This is a genomic window from Rummeliibacillus sp. JY-2-4R, assembly GCF_053847205.1.
In genome coordinates, this window is record NZ_CM132623.1 from 3,670,040 (window position 1) to 3,686,599 (window position 16,560).

22 protein-coding genes are annotated in these 16,560 nt (G+C 34.2%); 9 read left to right on the forward strand and 13 right to left on the reverse strand.

Annotated features, from left to right (window positions below; all coding sequences use genetic code 11):
• The first annotated feature begins 36 nt into the window (after positions 1–36).
• The 4 genes from ACWV26_RS17935 to uvsE all read left to right on the forward strand — a co-directional run bounded on the left by ACWV26_RS17935 (position 37) and on the right by uvsE (position 2,686).
• Positions 37–711, forward strand: a complete 675-nt coding sequence (locus tag ACWV26_RS17935) for a DUF421 domain-containing protein (protein WP_455898296.1) — start codon at positions 37–39, stop codon at positions 709–711.
• Between the two features lie 100 nt (positions 712–811).
• Positions 812–1,240, forward strand: coding sequence for a YugN family protein (locus ACWV26_RS17940; protein WP_455896038.1), 429 nt, complete (start codon positions 812–814; stop codon positions 1,238–1,240).
• Between the two features lie 130 nt (positions 1,241–1,370).
• Entirely contained in the window at positions 1,371–1,628 is a 258-nt protein-coding gene (locus ACWV26_RS17945) for a DUF3243 family protein (RefSeq protein ID WP_455896039.1), read from the forward strand.
• Positions 1,629–1,732: 104 nt separating this feature from the next.
• The gene (gene uvsE, locus ACWV26_RS17950) at positions 1,733–2,686 is read left to right on the forward strand and encodes a UV DNA damage repair endonuclease UvsE (protein ID WP_455896040.1); all 954 of its coding nucleotides are present in this window, start codon (positions 1,733–1,735) and stop codon (positions 2,684–2,686) included.
• Between the two features lie 81 nt (positions 2,687–2,767).
• Here uvsE and ACWV26_RS17955 read toward each other — a convergent pair whose 3' ends face one another.
• On the reverse strand, positions 2,768–3,193 hold the full coding sequence (locus ACWV26_RS17955; protein WP_455896041.1) for a pyridoxamine 5'-phosphate oxidase family protein: 426 nt from the start codon (positions 3,191–3,193) through the stop codon (positions 2,768–2,770).
• Positions 3,194–3,382: 189 nt separating this feature from the next.
• Here ACWV26_RS17955 and ACWV26_RS17960 point away from each other — a divergent pair, with 189 nt between their 5' ends.
• Positions 3,383–3,643, forward strand: a complete 261-nt coding sequence (locus ACWV26_RS17960) for a transcriptional regulator SplA domain-containing protein (protein WP_455896042.1) — start codon at positions 3,383–3,385, stop codon at positions 3,641–3,643.
• A complete protein-coding gene (gene splB, locus ACWV26_RS17965; protein ID WP_455896043.1) occupies positions 3,643–4,671 on the forward strand; it encodes a spore photoproduct lyase in 1,029 nt (342 codons plus the stop codon). The genes ACWV26_RS17960 and splB overlap by 1 nt, the downstream gene beginning before the upstream one ends.
• 136 nt (positions 4,672–4,807) lie before the next feature.
• On the opposite strand, the gene ACWV26_RS17970 is transcribed toward splB, so the two are convergent.
• The gene (locus ACWV26_RS17970) at positions 4,808–4,984 is read right to left on the reverse strand and encodes an asparagine synthase (protein WP_455896044.1); all 177 of its coding nucleotides are present in this window, start codon (positions 4,982–4,984) and stop codon (positions 4,808–4,810) included.
• 152 nt (positions 4,985–5,136) lie between these two features.
• Here ACWV26_RS17970 and ACWV26_RS17975 point away from each other — a divergent pair, with 152 nt between their 5' ends.
• Positions 5,137–5,601: a TspO/MBR family protein gene (locus ACWV26_RS17975; protein WP_455898297.1), complete on the forward strand. Its 465-nt coding sequence runs from the start codon at positions 5,137–5,139 to the stop codon at positions 5,599–5,601.
• Between the two features lie 58 nt (positions 5,602–5,659).
• Here ACWV26_RS17975 and ACWV26_RS17980 read toward each other — a convergent pair whose 3' ends face one another.
• From ACWV26_RS17980 to ACWV26_RS18005, 6 genes are all read right to left on the reverse strand, one after another.
• A complete protein-coding gene (locus ACWV26_RS17980; protein ID WP_455896045.1) occupies positions 5,660–5,983 on the reverse strand; it encodes a DUF378 domain-containing protein in 324 nt (107 codons plus the stop codon).
• A gap of 601 nt (positions 5,984–6,584) precedes the next feature.
• Positions 6,585–6,860 carry an aldehyde dehydrogenase family protein gene (locus tag ACWV26_RS17985; protein ID WP_455896046.1) on the reverse strand — a complete coding sequence of 92 codons (276 nt, stop codon included), beginning with the start codon at positions 6,858–6,860 and terminating at the stop codon, positions 6,585–6,587.
• Positions 6,861–6,975: 115 nt separating this feature from the next.
• Positions 6,976–7,845, reverse strand: a complete 870-nt coding sequence (locus ACWV26_RS17990; RefSeq protein WP_455896047.1) for an alpha/beta fold hydrolase — start codon at positions 7,843–7,845, stop codon at positions 6,976–6,978.
• A gap of 15 nt (positions 7,846–7,860) precedes the next feature.
• Positions 7,861–8,253, reverse strand: coding sequence for a hypothetical protein (locus ACWV26_RS17995; RefSeq protein ID WP_455896048.1), 393 nt, complete (start codon positions 8,251–8,253; stop codon positions 7,861–7,863).
• 209 nt (positions 8,254–8,462) lie between these two features.
• On the reverse strand, positions 8,463–10,331 hold the full coding sequence (locus ACWV26_RS18000; protein WP_455896049.1) for a sigma-54-dependent Fis family transcriptional regulator: 1,869 nt from the start codon (positions 10,329–10,331) through the stop codon (positions 8,463–8,465).
• A gap of 196 nt (positions 10,332–10,527) precedes the next feature.
• Positions 10,528–10,761, reverse strand: a complete 234-nt coding sequence (locus tag ACWV26_RS18005) for a hypothetical protein (protein WP_455896050.1) — start codon at positions 10,759–10,761, stop codon at positions 10,528–10,530.
• Between the two features lie 573 nt (positions 10,762–11,334).
• On the opposite strand from ACWV26_RS18005, the gene ACWV26_RS18010 reads away from it, so the two are divergent.
• A complete protein-coding gene (locus ACWV26_RS18010; protein WP_455896051.1) occupies positions 11,335–11,613 on the forward strand; it encodes a tyrosine-type recombinase/integrase in 279 nt (92 codons plus the stop codon).
• Positions 11,614–11,808: 195 nt separating this feature from the next.
• On the opposite strand, the gene groL is transcribed toward ACWV26_RS18010, so the two are convergent.
• Together groL and groES are read right to left on the reverse strand one after the other, a co-directional pair.
• A complete protein-coding gene (gene groL / locus ACWV26_RS18015) occupies positions 11,809–13,440 on the reverse strand; it encodes a chaperonin GroEL (RefSeq protein WP_455896052.1) in 1,632 nt (543 codons plus the stop codon).
• Positions 13,441–13,498: 58 nt separating this feature from the next.
• The gene (gene groES, locus ACWV26_RS18020) at positions 13,499–13,783 is read right to left on the reverse strand and encodes a co-chaperone GroES (RefSeq protein WP_455896053.1); all 285 of its coding nucleotides are present in this window, start codon (positions 13,781–13,783) and stop codon (positions 13,499–13,501) included.
• Positions 13,784–13,973: 190 nt separating this feature from the next.
• Here groES and ACWV26_RS18025 point away from each other — a divergent pair, with 190 nt between their 5' ends.
• Positions 13,974–14,690, forward strand: coding sequence for a CPBP family intramembrane glutamic endopeptidase (locus ACWV26_RS18025; protein ID WP_455896054.1), 717 nt, complete (start codon positions 13,974–13,976; stop codon positions 14,688–14,690).
• Positions 14,691–14,758: 68 nt separating this feature from the next.
• Here the strand turns inward: ACWV26_RS18025 and tatC are convergent, their stop codons facing one another.
• From tatC to ACWV26_RS18040, 3 genes are all read right to left on the reverse strand, one after another.
• On the reverse strand, positions 14,759–15,541 hold the full coding sequence (gene tatC / locus ACWV26_RS18030; RefSeq protein WP_455896055.1) for a twin-arginine translocase subunit TatC: 783 nt from the start codon (positions 15,539–15,541) through the stop codon (positions 14,759–14,761).
• Positions 15,542–15,558: 17 nt separating this feature from the next.
• The gene (locus ACWV26_RS18035; RefSeq protein ID WP_455896056.1) at positions 15,559–15,753 is read right to left on the reverse strand and encodes a twin-arginine translocase TatA/TatE family subunit; all 195 of its coding nucleotides are present in this window, start codon (positions 15,751–15,753) and stop codon (positions 15,559–15,561) included.
• Positions 15,754–15,837: 84 nt separating this feature from the next.
• Positions 15,838–16,479 carry a redox-sensing transcriptional repressor Rex gene (locus tag ACWV26_RS18040; RefSeq protein ID WP_455896057.1) on the reverse strand — a complete coding sequence of 214 codons (642 nt, stop codon included), beginning with the start codon at positions 16,477–16,479 and terminating at the stop codon, positions 15,838–15,840.
• Positions 16,480–16,560 lie beyond the last annotated feature (81 nt).

Consider the following 16,560-nt stretch of genomic DNA (forward strand, 5'->3'; position numbering starts at 1 on the left):
GTATGTAACTATATATTATAGATGAGAGGATTTTACATAATTATGATTTATATGTCCATTAAACTTATTGTAGGATTCATCATATTATTTTTTGTTATTTCATTTGTAGGTAGAAAAATTATTAATCAAATTACACCATTTACATTTATCGGATCAATTGTCATTGGAGAATTGCTAGGAAATGGTGTATATGAAGAACATGTTAGTATATTTGAGATTATTTACTCCATCTGTCTTTGGGGATTACTACTATTTATTGTGGAATTTCTTGAAAGGAAGTTTCTGGCTTTTCGCGGTTTTGTATTAGGAAAGCCAAGTGCACTCATTCAAAATGGTAAGATCAATCGAAATGAATTAAAGAAATGTCGTATGAACATTAACCAATTACAAAGTTTGCTACGGCAAAATGAAACTTTCTCCGTTCGTGAGGTTGCCTATTGTTATTTAGAAGCAAATGGTACACTCAGTATTTTAAAAAAATCACAATATCAAAAAACTAACAAAGAAGACTTCAATTTACCAGAAAAGCCTGTACACGTCCCTGTCACCTTAATTCGTGATGGCAAAGTCTTAAAGGATGAACTACAAGATATAGGCTATGACGAAAGCTGGCTAAAAAAACAACTCGCATCACATAATATATCAAAATATAAGGATGTTTTCCTAGCAGAATGGCTAGAAGGTGATGGGATGTTTGTCCAGAAAATCTAAATATCCCGCACATGACTTATGCATTTTCGAATTTTAAGTATGAATATCCACCTACTTTGTTAAGAATAGTAACAGTAAATAAAAACAGAGGTGATTATTCATGATTCAATTTGACTCAATAATAGAAGGAAAAAAAGCTTATTTCGGTTACATTCGCGATGTATTTCAGTCTTACGGTTGTAGTTTCTGTTCAAATTTCGAATACCATGAAGGGAAATTTGATTCCATTCTTCATCGACAAGACGGAGAAACAATTTATCTAAGAATGCCTTTTAGAGTTATAGATGGCGAATTAGATCACCGTTCCGCATATATACAGTTTGGAAGACCATTTGTGATCAAACACGTAGTTAATTTAGGTCTAGATTATGATGAAAACTCGTTAATGACTGCCACAACTGGTCTTAGTCAATTCCAAGATCCAATCGATAAAGATGGGAATATTAGAGATAAAAGTAGATGGGCCAAAGCTGGAGAAGAAAAAATTGAAAGAATGTTAAGTTCCATTGATGGTGAATTAGTTTCATAAAATTGCTACTTAAACCGAAACACCCTATTTATAAAGGGATTTCGGTTTTTTTATATATAGAAAAACTTTTAAGAATGGCACATAAAGTTCTTAAAAATACTCATACTTAATTTATAAAGGAGGGATTAAGATGCCTATCTTAGAAAACTGGCAACAATGGACATCTTTTTTAGGTCAAAACGTTGAAAAAGCTGAAGACGTTGGGATGCCTAATAATATGATTAAACAAGCAGCAGTACAAATTGGTGAGTATTTGGCTACAAATGTAGATCCAAAAAACGAACAACAACGTGTACTCTCTGATTTGTGGGGCGTTGCTTCAGAAAGCGAAAAAGAATCGCTTGCGAACTGTGTTGTTAAGTTAGTTCAAAGTAAGAATTTACAGTAGAAGATTTATGGAAACCCCGAATTGCAAATCACTTAAACGTGAGCTATTCGGGGTTTTAAAATAATTACCTTTATTTAGTTTACCCTCTTACAAGGAGTTTATAGATGAAAATTCGTTTTGGCTATGTAGCAAATGCTTTAGGGCTATGGGATTCAAGTCCTTCTAAGACTTTAACTTTTACTCGGTATGCATCTCTTTCAAAAGATGACCGAATGGATCAATTAATTCGTATTACAGCACAAAATTTACAGCACACAAAAAGAATTTTGCATTATAACATTGCTCATGAAATAGAATTATATCGATTTTCTAGTAGCCTTGTTCCATTAGCTACTCACCCTGAGGTGATGTGGGATTTTATTACGCCCTTTAAAAAAGAATGGGACGAAATTGGAGAACTGATCCAACAATTCAACCTTGCTCCTAGCTTTCATCCAAATCAATTTACACTCTTTACAAGTCCTAGAGAAGAGGTAACATTAAATGCCATCAAGGATATGGAATACCATTTTAAAATGCTTGGGGCAATGAATGCATTAGATAAAGGGATTATTAATATTCATATTGGTGGTGCTTACGGAGATAAGAGTACAACATTAGAACGATTTCATAAAAACTTAAAAAAATTACCTATTGAAATAAAAAAACAGATGACACTTGAAAATGACGATAAGACCTACAATGTTGAAGAAACACTTATAACATGCGAAAAAGAAAATGTGCCGATGATTCTTGATTATCATCACTATATGGCAAATAAAGAAGAAGGGAACCTTGCACACTATTTAGAACGTATTTTCGATACATGGAACAATTTTCATACTGTACCAAAAGTTCACCTATCCTCTCCAAAGTCTGAAAAAGCATTTCGCTCTCATGCAGATTTTGTTTCTTTAGAATTTGTTCTTCCTTTTATCGAAATGGCTAAAGATCAAAATCGAGACTTTGATGTAATCATTGAAGCAAAACAGAAAAATCTTGCCATGCAAAAGTTAATCGAGGATTTAGCTTCTATTCGTGGTGTAAAACGCGTTTCAAGCTCAGCATTGGAATTGTGAAATTTAAATTAGGCCCCTTTTTCATTTACCATAATCGAAAGAAGGAGCCACAATAAAGAGATTATCGAAAATATTATATTTTTATAGCGTAAGTTCTTCTGCTGGTTCACCATTAATGTTTAAAATCCGTACAATTTCTGGTTGAATCTGAAGAAACACATAATTTGAATCTTCAGGACTTTCAAACCATTGTTTAAATGATTCTTCCCAATATTTCTCTTTTAAATCCTTTGACTTATTAATAGTGGCTGTTCCAGAAATTGCAACATAAGCATCGCTTTGCCCTTTATCTTCATACCCTAATAAAACGGAAACGGATGGATTTTTTTCTATTTCATCAATTTTTTCAGTATCCAATTTTGTGGGCGAAAACAAAGTTAAATCTTCACTAAAGAATGTCATGTATCTTGCATGTGGTTTGTTATTTTCAACTGATGCAAGCACTCCCTTTTTGTGTTCTGAAATTATTTTCACAACTTTTTCTTTTAACTTATTTTGATTGCTCATTATTCCACTCCTTTTTTTATTTATATCCAACTTAACTTTCCTCATAACTTCAGAATTATACCCTCCAAATTATGAAGTAAATGTATTTTCCTCTTTCCATAATAAAGAAAACATATTTTCAGATATTAAAGACAAACTTTAATCGTAAAGTATTTCTAAGATTATTATTGAAAAGAATAGGTGATGGAAATGGAACAATTTAGCGAAAATCAAATGTATAATGCTGGAGATATTGTATATGTGTTTTACAGGAATCCACATACTCAGGACGTTGCAAATATTCAATCAGCAGCAGTAGTAAAGAACCCTGAAAATGATAGTGAGTTAGCCGTATTTCTTTACGAAAATTACTACCCATTAACAGAAGAAATGGCCGTATACACCACCGAAGAAGAAGCAAATGATGCTTACAATTATTATTATGGAAATTCACCACAGAGGTTCTCATAATGAATAAGCCTTTTATGCCAAAGCTGGTGTATTTCGAACCTAAAGCTTTAGATTATCCATTAGGAAAAGAACTATATGATAAATTCAAAAAGTTAGATCTCGAAATAAGATATACGACTTCTCATAATCAAGTAAGAAACCTTCCAGGAGAAAATGACTTTCAAAAATATCGAGTAGCGAAATCTACATTAGTTGTTGGAATTAGAAAAACACTAAAGTTTGATACTTCGAAACCATCTGCAGAATATGCAATTCCCTTTGCAACAGGTTGTATGGGACATTGTCATTACTGCTATTTACAAACAACAATGGGAAGTAAACCATATATCCGTACTTATGTAAATGTTGATGAAATTCTAGATGCTGCTGACAAATATATTGAAGAACGCGTACCAGAAATAACAAGATTTGAAGCTGCATGTACATCTGATATCGTAGGAATTGATCACTTAACTCATACGTTAAAGCGAGCAATCGAGCATTTTGGGCAATCTGACTATGGAAAATTGAGATTTGTTACGAAATTTCATCATGTAGACCACTTACTTGATGCGAAGCATAACGGAAAAACAAGATTCCGCTTTAGTATAAATGCAGACTATATCATTAAAAATTTTGAGCCAGGCACTTCTCCACTAGCTCAACGAATCGAAGCAGCAGGAAAAGTAGCAAGAGCCGGCTATCCTCTTGGGTTTATTGTTGCCCCAATTTATTTACATGAGGGTTGGCAAGAAGGGTACCATCATATGTTTGAACGCCTAGACGCTGAACTTCCAATTGATGTAAGAGATGATATTACCTTTGAATTTATTCAGCACCGTTTTACAAAGCCCGCAAAAAGGGTTATTGAAAAAAACTATCCCATGACAAAATTAGAATTAGGTGAAGAAAAACGAAGATATAAATGGGGAAAATACGGTATCGGAAAATACATTTATCAAAAAGAAGAAGAAGAGGATATTAAAAGTCATCTCTATGGCTATATGGAGGAATTTTTCCCAAACGCAAAATTGGAATATTTCACCTAACAATAAGATCTTCGAAATATAGGTACTAATTAGGGTAGATAAGGGGTGTTCCCTGTCTATCCTTTTTATTATTTAAATAATCATTTTCACAAATAAAAAAAGGAAAGGACTTAAATCCTTCCCTTTTTAAGAATCTTTAGCGACGATGTTCCACTAAATCAATTGCACCTAAAACTACATGGGCCACACCAAAACCAATGATTGAACCTTTGATTAAAGGCGTAATGTTTTTATTATTTCGAATTGCAACACCTGTTGTTGTTACAGCAGTCCCAAGAACTGCAGGTATTAATCCTTCTCTTACGTTTCCCATAAAAACACTCCTCTCGTTAGTTGCCAAGATTCCTTTATATCTTTTGCATTCATCTCCTATTTAATACTTAACGAATCTGCATTCTAACTTAATTTTTTACCTGTTATAATTTTCACATAAAATCATAAAATTAGATAAGTAATGGAGGTGAAATAATTTTTTCAGCTGTTTTAGTCTTTATAATCGTTTATCTATTGTTTAGTCTTTCTGGTATCTTATTTCCAATCGATCCAACATGGTATGCTACATTAAAAAGACCAACTTGGACACCTTCTGGTAAGGTAATTGGAATTATTTGGGGATTATTATATGGACTAATTGCCCTTTCGCTTGCAATTGTTGAATATAAAGTTGGTTTAAAGAATACTAGCTTAACCTTTATGATATTATGGCTTATCAACTATCTAGCCAATCAAGCCTTTAGTTATTTTGAATTTAAAGCAAAAAGACTAGATCTAGCCTTTCTTGATACAGCTATCGTTGCAATTACTACCCTATTACTCATATTCGCCACACTACAATATTCCGTACTTGCATCTGTATTACTCATACCTTACTTTTTATGGTCTACAATTGCGACATACTTGGCATGGAGAATTTTCCGATTAAATTATTGAAAACCTTTTTCACTAAAAAGGAAAGCCATGCATATGCATGGCTTTTTAATATAACGGATTAATCTTTGTTTTTGTCTTTGTCTTTGTCTTTGTCTTTATCGATTTTGTCAAAATCGACTTCCTCACCAAACTCTGTAGAGAGCTCATGATTTCTTACGCGGCGATAATTTTCATCTCTCTCTTGAGTGTTAACCGGGTCAAACAGAAGTGTAATACAAAGTAAGGCACTTAACCCAACAAGAGCATAAACAATTCTCGCTACAAAGGAACCCGCTCCTCCGGTAATGTTTGTTACTAAGTCATAGTTAAAAAAGCCAATTAGTCCCCAGTTTAATGCACCAACAAGAACAAGAACTAAAGCAATACGACGTATAATCCCCATTAATTTTCCACCTCCTTCATTCTGTTGTTAAGTGCCATCTTATCTTTTGCATTATAAGATTTTTAATACTAACTGAAGAAATTGGCATATTTAAAAATTATTTTTTGCTTTGCTGTACATACTAAACATTAAGGAAAATCAAAAAAGTAAGGTTACCCTAATTGGCAACCTTACTACGAACAAAGTAATAATCATACTTCTAAATAACAGAACTCGTGGCATCACGTAATGTCATCGCAAGATCTGGATTATCTGTTATGATTGCTTCAATCCCCATTTCTAATAACTCTTTCAATTGTTTTTCACTCCAAAACATCAAAAAGGCCTCCCATAAGTTTGAAATAAACTTATAGGAGATCTTTTATAAAAACTTATTATTAATTGTTTGATTAACAAAATGTTCGTATTTCTGTTTTGCCTTATACCCACTCATATAAATTAAGGAGTTGGAGACTTTATTACATCATACCTCCCATTCATTTTCAATTATAATAGAAAAAATAGTGTTTAAAAAAAGGCTTTAAATCAACACTTTTAGTAAATTTGACTTAAATATTTTAAATGCATCATAAAACATGGGAGGACAAATAGGAGGACAATATCAGATGTGATAATGTATAAAGCCTGTCTCAATTGAGATGGACTTATTATGCTCGATGAGAGTAAACCAATTTTTTAAGTATTCACTGCGTTCATATGCCGTTGTTTTCGACCACGTAGAAAATGCTACATGTGCCGCATTTACTGCAATTTTTGCTACGTCACTCCCTTCATTTGGAACTGACGCAATGATTTCTTTTGTGGCAGGGTTTTCCACTTCTAATACATTACGGGTGTTAAACCACTCGCCGTTTATGTACATACTGTAATGTTTCATCCTTCTTTCATCTCCTTTTGACTTAAATACTTGTCATCTGTTATAAAAGGATAAAAAATAACAGACGAGACGACTTAGCGCCTCCCCTGTATGATGTCAAACAAAACTTGACGGTCTATTTTATTACTAATGTTTTTTCTTTCATTAAGATATCTTGAAGAACTTCTTCTAAGTATTTAACAAATACCTCATAATTTTCACTCATTGGAAAATGCCCGATTCCCTTCATTTCCACAAATTTTGCTCCAGAGATTTGATCGGCAGTACGTTTTGAATCCGCAGGAGTAGATAGGTAATCATATTCACCTGTCATTAAATATACAGGGCATTTTTCAGCATCGATTAGGTGTAGCTTTCCACGAAGGTCATGATCAACACTATAGAAATAAAGATCCCCCTTAAAAACACCTGGTGCTCCTTGGCTATAATACCACCATGTTAGACGACGATCTTTTTCAGGACTTTGTGGCGCCATAAGACCCCAAGTCCCAGATGCACAAACCTCTCCACCATGCGTATGAGGATGGTTCCACCAATCCACGAAATAGCCTGGAGTATAATCGGCTCCTTCGACAGGAATGGTTGCTCTAAAGTAATCCGGATATTCAAGAGCGAGCTGCAGGGCTACATTTCCACCAAATGAACTTCCCATGAATACAGGATTTTCAAGTTCAAGCTCCTCACAAAAACTTCTAACAAATTGAAGAAACCACTGGGTAGTAAGTTTATATTCTTCCTTCCACCACTCAACAGCATGTGGAGGATCTGATTTTCCATGACGTGGTAAATCATAGGCAATAACCCTGAAATTTTTGGTTATGTTTCCATCCTCTAAAAGTCCGCGCCACTGGCGGTTATCAGAACCTGCCGTATGTTGACAAACAAGAGGGATACCTTGACCATTTTCCTCAAAGTAAACCTTGTATTCAACATCTTGTACATTTACGTAAACATAACGACCTTTAACCGTAGATAATTTACTCATTTTTTATCCTCCTTTTTATGCTACTGTAAGTTGAACTTCTCTTGTTACATCCAGAAGGCGAGTCATTGCCCGTAGATTTGCCATTAACTCCTTGATATCGCCATCTATCTGTAAGTTACCTTGGAACATGGCAGCAAATAATTCGTGATACATTGGAGGTGGAGTCGGCTGAGTAAACTTCCTCCAAGCGTCTACTGTTCCACGGATTGCAAATTTCCAAGGTTCCAGTGGAGTTGGATTTGAAATAATATTCTTAATTTTTCCTTCCAAAACTTCAATCACGTAACTCTCTGGGCCAATCTGCCAAAGGAATTTTGTAGTGAAGTATTTTCCAATAACATTGAGTTCCTCGTCATTGTTTACCGTTTTCTGGAACTGGCCCATCCATTCTTTTGTTCCAACATGCATATTTCTTGTCCCCCTTATGAAATTGTTAACCTTGTAAGCGGCTACACTATTTATTAAAGCAATTACCATGCCAATTAATTATAGTATTCAAAATAGAGGGAAAACTCAGATTAGAACAGGCCTGTTCATTTTTTAACACAAGATTCCGACTTCATATCATGTATATTTGACCGCTCTATGTTCGGACGAGTGAACAGTATATATACCATTTATTCGATACTATATTTTTGAATTTTCCGATACAAAGCACTGCGAGATATACCCATTTCCTTTGCAGCCTCAGTACGATTGCCATTCGTTTTGTGGAGAATGTCTGTGATATATTCACGCTCACTAGTTTTTTCAGCTGATTGGTCAGCTCTTAAAAACTCATGTGCATGAAATGAATCGAACGTATCTTCATCGTGTAGATAAACAATTCGTTCAATTACATTTCTGAGTTCCCTTAAATTCCCCGGCCATGTATGTTGTTGAAATAAACTAATTGCTTTTGCATTGAGGGAGATTTTTTTTCGTTGCGCTTTTTCGCAAGCTTTGGACAACATGGTATCAAAAATACTTTCTAAATCTTCCATTCGTTCTCTTAAAGAAGGGATCTTTATATTAAACACGTTTAAGCGATAGTAAAGATCTTCTCGAAATTCCCCTTTTTCAACTAGTTCTTTCATATTTTTATTTGTAGCAGCTAAAAAACGTACATTAACTGGAATTGGTGTAGTACCGCCAACCCTTATGACTTGTTTCTCTTCCAAAGTTCTAAGAAGAGTAGCTTGTAAATCTAATGGCAAATCTGCTATTTCATCTAAGAATATTGTGCCTTTGTTAGACGCTTCAATTTTCCCTTGATTCCCTTTGAGTTTAGCACCTGTAAAGGCCCCGCCTTCATAACCAAACAACTCTGTACTTATTAGTTCTCGCGGCAATGCTGCACAATTAATTGCGGTATAAGGATAGTCCCTTCTTTTGCTTTGATTGTGAATAAAACGAGCCATATAATCTTTCCCTACTCCACTTTCCCCTTGTATAAGAATGCTTGCATCACTTTTTGAAACCTTTACAGACATTTGTATGGTCTTCTCAAAAGCTGCATTTTTAGTATTAAAGGCAAAATAATCGGGGTGGTTTACTATAGTGTTGGGTAAAATTAACTTTGTTTTGGGATGTATAAATATGACGGTAGCTAACTGTTTGTCTTTAATCAATATTACTTCTGAATCGATAGCAAATTTCTTCCCATCCACTTCAAATTCATTCAATACCGAACCATTATCAAAACTACTAAAAAATTTTTTTTCTTTTGATTTCAAATCAAATTTGTTTTTTTCAAACAACATTAAAAAGTCTTGAGCCGGCTTATTTTTGAATAACTCAATACCATTTTTATCAAACGAAATAATACCTGTTTTTTCGTTCAACTTATGAACGTAGTCGGTTAATACACTTGATAAAACCTGTTCTTTGATTTTTGTTTTATTAAACTGGTATCTTTCCGTAACGGCACGAGCACCGGCACCTGCCAGTGTATATAACTCTTTCAAGTCATTTTTGGGACCTATGCGGCAAACGTCAAATGTTCCTATATAAACTCCATCAACAAAAATAGGACATGCAGAACAATCCCAGCCACGAAGAGCTAAACAGTAATGCTCATTCCCTGAAGTAGCCATAGCAGTCCGTGTTCTAAGCGCAATTGATAATCCTGTAGAACCAACATTTTCTTCTGTCCATCGTGCCCCAGGACATATTCCGCACCGGTCAGCTAATTTTTGTGCTTTATGATCGGCCATCACTTCTAATAAATATCCATCTGCATCCGCAAGCAAAAGAAGGTATCCTCCCCCTTTTAAACGTTTACAAAATTCCTCCATAACTGGCACTGCGGCGTTAATCAGGTCGGAATTTTTTTGTCGTGTGCTTACAAAATCACTTTGTTTAATATGTGAAAAAATTTCCTCCTTTTCATAGGAAACGTCCAATTGCTTACACCTATTCCACGAATCTAAAATTTCTTTTCTTACGTTGATATTAGTACTTCCCTCAAGAACAAACTGTGTCCAATTCTCATCTGCCATTATCATATATATCCCTCTCCGCAAAACTGATTTTTTTATATCCCGATATAATAAATATATATTTTTACCAGACCCAATAGCCTTGATAACTCAATAAAAAAGTTTCTTGTTTGCTTTTTTTATCTCCAAATAATAAACATTATTAAATAAATGAACTTGGGCTGTCCGATTAATCCAAATCGTAATATTATGATATTTTACATTATTCTGTGTTGAAGTATTGACCTTTACATAAGAATCTCGCATAAGCGATTATTTGTTTATTATAATTATCTTCCATTATGTCTAAATATTCAATATATTCAGCTGCAAGAACACATTTATAAATATAATTTTCCCAGTCAAAACTCTTGATGACTATATTTTCAAATTGTTTAATACCAGTACTTACGATTGGATAGTTTTCAAGAATAAATTCACGCTTTTTCGTAACCAATAAAGAATGCCAAAATATCTCTTCTAGATGGACTTCACAATCGGTATTAATATAGGAAGCAGCAATTATTTCAAATGCCTTCTGAAAGGCTTGTTTCTTCTCTTCTCAGATCCACGTCCCATATAAATTGGAAAATCTGGCGTATCTGCAATTGTAACGAATTCATTAGAAAAATAATCGTCATTGCTATTGATTTTATCATCTAAAAAATCCTAATAAAAATTTGTTTATAATGGTATAACCTTTATAAACAATTAAATTATAAAAACGGATTTTTCTTGAAAAGATTAATTTATTAAAAATAAATGAACTCTATTGGAAGGGAACGAAAATAACATTTTTGAATTTTGTCGAAAATGAACATTTTATTCCAATTTAGTGTTATTTTACTATTATATATTTTTTTCTGGGGGTTCTATATAATGAGAAGTGTAATCTCTTTTTAAAGCGGGGTACTATCCGAGTTACTAAAACTCTTTATAACCCTACCAATCATTTTGAAAAATATCAGCTTTTAACACCAAAGACAAAGGCTCTTTCCGTACATTTAAGATTGATGAAATGCTTATCAGCATGTTAAAGAAGCATCGGCTTAAACAAAATGAAATTAAATTAAAAAATAGACCTATTTACCAAGACAACGGGTTTATTTTTGCTCTAGAGGATGGGCATCCTCAATTAAGAAAAGTTGTTGAGACCCGGCTTAAAAGATTTCTGAAAAAAGCAGAGATAGAAAAAAACATTGCTCCACACTCATTTAGACATACCCACACTTCATTATTGATTGAAGCTGGAGTTGGCATTAAAGAAATACAACAGCGCTTGGACATACAGATATTAATACTACAATGAATATCTATGCTCATATGACCGCCAATATGGAAGAAAAGGCCTCCCAACAGTTTAGCAAACTGATGAAAGGCCTTCTCCTATAGTAGCTTTTTAGTCATAGGTTGCCCTGTTTTTTATAAAACGAGGACAAATCCGAGGACAAGAAAAGCATATTATCATTTTAGACGTTGATATAACAAGGTTTTAAAACCCCTATTACATCATGCCGCCCATTCCCATGCCCATGTCTTGAGGCATTGCAGCAGGAGTTGGTTCTGGAATATCAGCAACTACAGCTTCTGTTGTTAAGAATAGAGCTGCTACAGAGGCTGCGTTTTGAAGAGCTGAACGAGTTACTTTAGTTGGGTCAACGATACCAGCTTCGATCATGTTTACCCATTCACCGTTAGCAGCGTTGAAACCTGTGCCAATTTCTTCGCGTTTTAAGCGGTCAACGATAACTGAACCTTCAAGACCTGCGTTATTTGCGATTTGACGAACAGGTTCTTCAAGAGCACGTAAGACTATTTTAACACCTGTAGCTACGTCGCCAGATTCATTTGCTGCAACTTCAGCTACTTTGTTGTAGATACTTACTAACGCAACACCACCACCAGCAACAATACCTTCTTCTACTGCTGCACGAGTTGAGTTTAGAGCATCTTCAATGCGTAATTTACGTTCTTTTAACTCAGTTTCAGTTGCTGCACCAACTTTGATTACAGCTACGCCACCAGCAAGTTTAGCAAGACGTTCTTGTAATTTTTCTTTATCAAATTCTGAAGTTGAATCTTCATATTGAGCACGGATTTGTCCAACACGAGCTTCAATTGCTTCTGAGCTACCAGAACCTTCAACAATAGTTGTGTTATCTTTTGTAACTACTACTTTACCTGCATGTCCAAGCATATCAATAGTTGCTTGTTTTAAGTCTAAACCAATATCTTCAGTAATCACTTGTCCACCAGATAATACTGCGATATCTTCTAACATTGCTTTACGACGGTCACCAAAACCAGGAGCTTTAACAGCTACTACGTTAAATGTACCACGAAGTTTGTTTAGAATTAATGTAGTTAATGCTTCACCTTCAACATCTTCAGCAATGATTAAAAGTGGTTTACTTTGTTGAACTACTTGTTCAAGCACTGGCAAGATTTCTTGAATATTAGAAACTTTTTTGTCTGTAATTAAGATATATGGATTGTCTAAAACAGCTTCCATTTTATCTGTATCTGTTACCATATAATGTGATAAGTAGCCACGGTCAAATTGCATACCTTCTACTACATCTAATTCAGTAGTGAAACCTTTTGATTCTTCGATTGTGATAACACCATCGTTACCAACACGTTCCATAGCTTCTGCGATTAATTCGCCAACTTCATCGTCAGCAGAAGAAATTGCTGCTACTTGAGCGATTGATTCTTTATTTTCTACGGGTTGAGAAATTGTTTGCAATTCAGTGATGGCTGTTGCCACCGCTTTATCGATACCTTTACGAATACCAACTGGGTTAGCACCTGCTGTTACATTTTTCAAACCTTCTGTAATCATAGCTTGAGCTAATACTGTAGCAGTAGTAGTACCGTCACCAGCAATTTCGTTTGTTTTAGATGCAACTTCTGAAACAAGTTTTGCACCCATATTTTCATAAGGATCTTGTAATTCGATTTCTTTTGCAATTGTTACACCATCGTTAGTAATTAGTGGTGAACCGAATTTTTTTTCAAGAACGACGTTACGTCCTTTAGGTCCTAATGTAACTTTTACTGCGTTAGCTAATTTGTCTACACCTTTTAACATAGCGCTACGAGCATCTTCACTAAAACGAATATCTTTTGCCATTTTGAAAAACCTCCTAATAATTTATCTATCCTTTTTCATTTCATTAAATGTTTAATTATTATTCAACGATTGCTAGAACATCTGATTCACGAAGAATTAAGAAATCTTTGCCTTCGTATTTAACTTCTGTTCCTGAATATTTTGAGAAGATGATGTTGTCCCCTTCTTTTACATTAAGTGGAACCACACTACCACTATCAGTTAAGAATCCAGTACCAACTGCAACTACTTTACCTTCTTGAGGTTTCTCTTTTGCAGAGTCTGGTAGTACGATGCCGAATGCAGTTTTTTCTTCAACTTCGACAACTTCGATAATGATACGATCGCCTAATGGTTTTAACAATTGAAACAACCTCCTAGAATTGTGAGTGAATAGTTATATTTTATTAGCACTCTTTCTTATTGAGTGCTAACACAATTATTATAATAATGAATTCTGATTCTTTTTGCAAGTAAGAAGCATAAAAAATTTTGATTTTGTGAACTTATATTTTACAATGGAGAAAACAAAGCTATTAGAGAGGATTCTGATTTTGAAATCTAAAAAAACAGCATTATATATTTTATTGATTTACATTGCCATGCAGTTGTCCTCTATCTTATTTTTACGTCCATTCTTACACTTTATACAAGGACGTCATCCAGAAATGAAAAAGTTAGAGCTTCTTTTGACTTCACAGGGCTGGTACATTGCTATGAGTATGGGTATAGCACTAATACTATCTCTTATAATCATTTCAAGAGATCGATACTTCTGGAATGTTTATAAAGGAAACAAAGCCTCCATCCCTACTTCTATTTTATGGGGTATTTTAGGGTTTTTCATGGTATTCTTCGGGCAAACAATTGGTGCTATGATCGAGAGTTCTATAGGAATTACTCAAGGATCTGAAAATACTGCTAATCTAGTCTCAATAGCAGATGTAGCCCCGATTGCTATATTGGCAATAGTATTCTTTGGACCCATTTTAGAAGAATTTATATTCCGTCGTGTTATTTTCGGTTCTCTAGTTCAGAGTACTAATTTTATTGTTGCTGCATTGGTAAGTTCTATCGTATTTGCATTAATTCACCTAGATTTCAAGCACATCATACTATATGCAATCTCTGGTTTTATATTCGCATTCCTTTATCATAAAACGAAACGAATCATCACTTCGATCATTGCACATATGATGCTTAACGGGTTCGTAACGATTATTCAGTTATATCAAGAACCGATTCAAAAGTTTTTACAACAATATCAGTAAGATTTTATCTAGCAAAATAAAATCGCGTTATGTAGTAATTCTTCATAAAAACAAAAAATCCTTCTACCTTATTTGGTAGGAGGATTTTCTTCTAAAGAGCTTGCTGCGAACTCCATTTGCCTTGCTTGCTCTGATTTCAAATATTTACGATAACCTATGCGAGAGATAATAATACTAATCTCATACAAAATACATAGAGGGATTGCTACTATGAATAATGACATAATATCTGTCGGTGTTATAATGTCGGAAACTACTAATAAGATAAAGTATGCATATTTTCTTACTTTCCCTAACATTTGAGGTGTGATAATTCCTAAGCGTGTTAAGAATAACACAACAATTGGTAGTTCAAATACAATACCAAAAGGTAACGTAATTTGTACCAAAAATTGGAAATATTCATTGATTCCAATTGTTTGTTCAACATTTAATTCTGCAGACATCTTAGCCATAAAATTAATCATGTAAGGCACCAAGATTTCGTATGAAAATAAAACACCTATGATAAACAATAAGAAAATATATGGTATATACCTTAATGTAGCACGCTGTTCCTTTGCATATAAACCCGGACTTATGAACGCCCACAATTGATATAAAATAACTGGTGAAGTCATTACAATAGCAAGTATAAATATGACTTGGAAATAGATATTAACTGGATCGGTAATCTTAAAAGAGTGGAGCTGCAATTCTTTCGCAGTATCACTTACCTGTAAGAAATTTATTAATGGTTCTGCTAAAAAGAAACTGCCTATAGTAGCAAGTACAAAGAAAACGGCAACAATCATTAGCCGCTTTCTTAATTCTTCTATATGTTCGACTATTGTTAGTTCATTATTTTTCATTTGGCGAATATCCTAACTTATTTATCTTCAGATTTTGTAGATTCTGAAGTTTTTTTAGAAGGGTCATCGTCATCTGCTAATCCCTTAGTAGCATTTTTGAATTCACGGAGAGTTGACCCCATCGCTTTCCCAAGCTCAGGTAATTTCTTCGGTCCGAAAATTATTATGGCAACTATGGCAAGTATAACTGCAGTCCCAGCACTAATTCCCATTAAAGGCACCTCCTCATATTAATTCAATTTTAACTCATAAATATATTTTTCGCTATTTCTATTATTATCCTAATTGCCAATATTTTAAGTGTGTTTATCGTTTCGTATAAAATAACTTAACGTTTGTAACTCCACAGTTAAGTCAATAGTATGAACTCGAATATATTCTGGAACATTTAACCTTACTGGTGAAAAGTTTAAAATACCTTTAATCCCAAGCATCACTAAACGATCAGTCATCAATTGTGCTGAACGTGCAGGAACCGTCAATATCGGTAATTCTGCATTATATTCTACAAATTTCTCCTCTAATAGCTCTGGCGGAAAAATTGGAATATCATTTATATAAGTACCTTCTGGTGTACCACTTGGATCAAATGCCACAACAATTTTCATATTATGGCTCTTTTGGAAATTATAATTTAATAAAGCACTGCCAAGGTTCCCTACTCCGATTATCGCTACATTCATTCGTTCGTCTTGGTCTAATATATTTCTAAAGACATTTAGTAAAAACTGTACATCATAACCATAGCCCTTTTTACCAAGAGCTCCAAAATGTGAAAAATCTCGGCGAATGGTCGCTGAATCGATTTTCATTGCTTCACTTAGTTCTTTAGAAGATATTCTCGTAAGTCCAGCTTCTGCAAAACTTAATATGAAGCGATAGTAGAGAGGAAGTCTTTTTGTTGTAGCTTGCGGAATATTATTTGTAGTAGCTTTCACAATATTTCCTCCTGCAATCAATTCGGAATCCTTTCAATCTTACATGAGACTTCTCTATATGTAAAGCTATCCCGTTGCACA

Bases quoted from the DNA above. Each gene is read 5' to 3' on its own strand.
- ACWV26_RS17960 (WP_455896042.1), top strand. From the start codon at position 3,383: ATGGAACAATTTAGCGAAAATCAAATGTATAATGCTGGAGATATTGTA.
- ACWV26_RS18010 (WP_455896051.1), top strand. From the start codon at position 11,335: ATGTTAAAGAAGCATCGGCTTAAACAAAATGAAATTAAATTAAAAAAT.
- ACWV26_RS17940 (WP_455896038.1), top strand. From the start codon at position 812: ATGATTCAATTTGACTCAATAATAGAAGGAAAAAAAGCTTATTTCGGT.
- ACWV26_RS18000 (WP_455896049.1), bottom strand. From the start codon at position 10,331: ATGATAATGGCAGATGAGAATTGGACACAGTTTGTTCTTGAGGGAAGT.
- ACWV26_RS17990 (WP_455896047.1), bottom strand. From the start codon at position 7,845: ATGAGTAAATTATCTACGGTTAAAGGTCGTTATGTTTACGTAAATGTA.
- ACWV26_RS18035 (WP_455896056.1), bottom strand. From the start codon at position 15,753: ATGGGAATTAGTGCTGGGACTGCAGTTATACTTGCCATAGTTGCCATA.
- ACWV26_RS17970 (WP_455896044.1), bottom strand. From the start codon at position 4,984: ATGGGAAACGTAAGAGAAGGATTAATACCTGCAGTTCTTGGGACTGCT.
- ACWV26_RS17980 (WP_455896045.1), bottom strand. From the start codon at position 5,983: ATGGGGATTATACGTCGTATTGCTTTAGTTCTTGTTCTTGTTGGTGCA.
- ACWV26_RS17945 (WP_455896039.1), top strand. From the start codon at position 1,371: ATGCCTATCTTAGAAAACTGGCAACAATGGACATCTTTTTTAGGTCAA.
- ACWV26_RS17995 (WP_455896048.1), bottom strand. From the start codon at position 8,253: ATGCATGTTGGAACAAAAGAATGGATGGGCCAGTTCCAGAAAACGGTA.
- tatC (WP_455896055.1), bottom strand. From the start codon at position 15,541: ATGAAAAATAATGAACTAACAATAGTCGAACATATAGAAGAATTAAGA.
- groL (WP_455896052.1), bottom strand. From the start codon at position 13,440: ATGGCAAAAGATATTCGTTTTAGTGAAGATGCTCGTAGCGCTATGTTA.
- uvsE (WP_455896040.1), top strand. From the start codon at position 1,733: ATGAAAATTCGTTTTGGCTATGTAGCAAATGCTTTAGGGCTATGGGAT.
- ACWV26_RS17955 (WP_455896041.1), bottom strand. From the start codon at position 3,193: ATGAGCAATCAAAATAAGTTAAAAGAAAAAGTTGTGAAAATAATTTCA.
- ACWV26_RS17985 (WP_455896046.1), bottom strand. From the start codon at position 6,860: ATGAAACATTACAGTATGTACATAAACGGCGAGTGGTTTAACACCCGT.
- splB (WP_455896043.1), top strand. From the start codon at position 3,643: ATGAATAAGCCTTTTATGCCAAAGCTGGTGTATTTCGAACCTAAAGCT.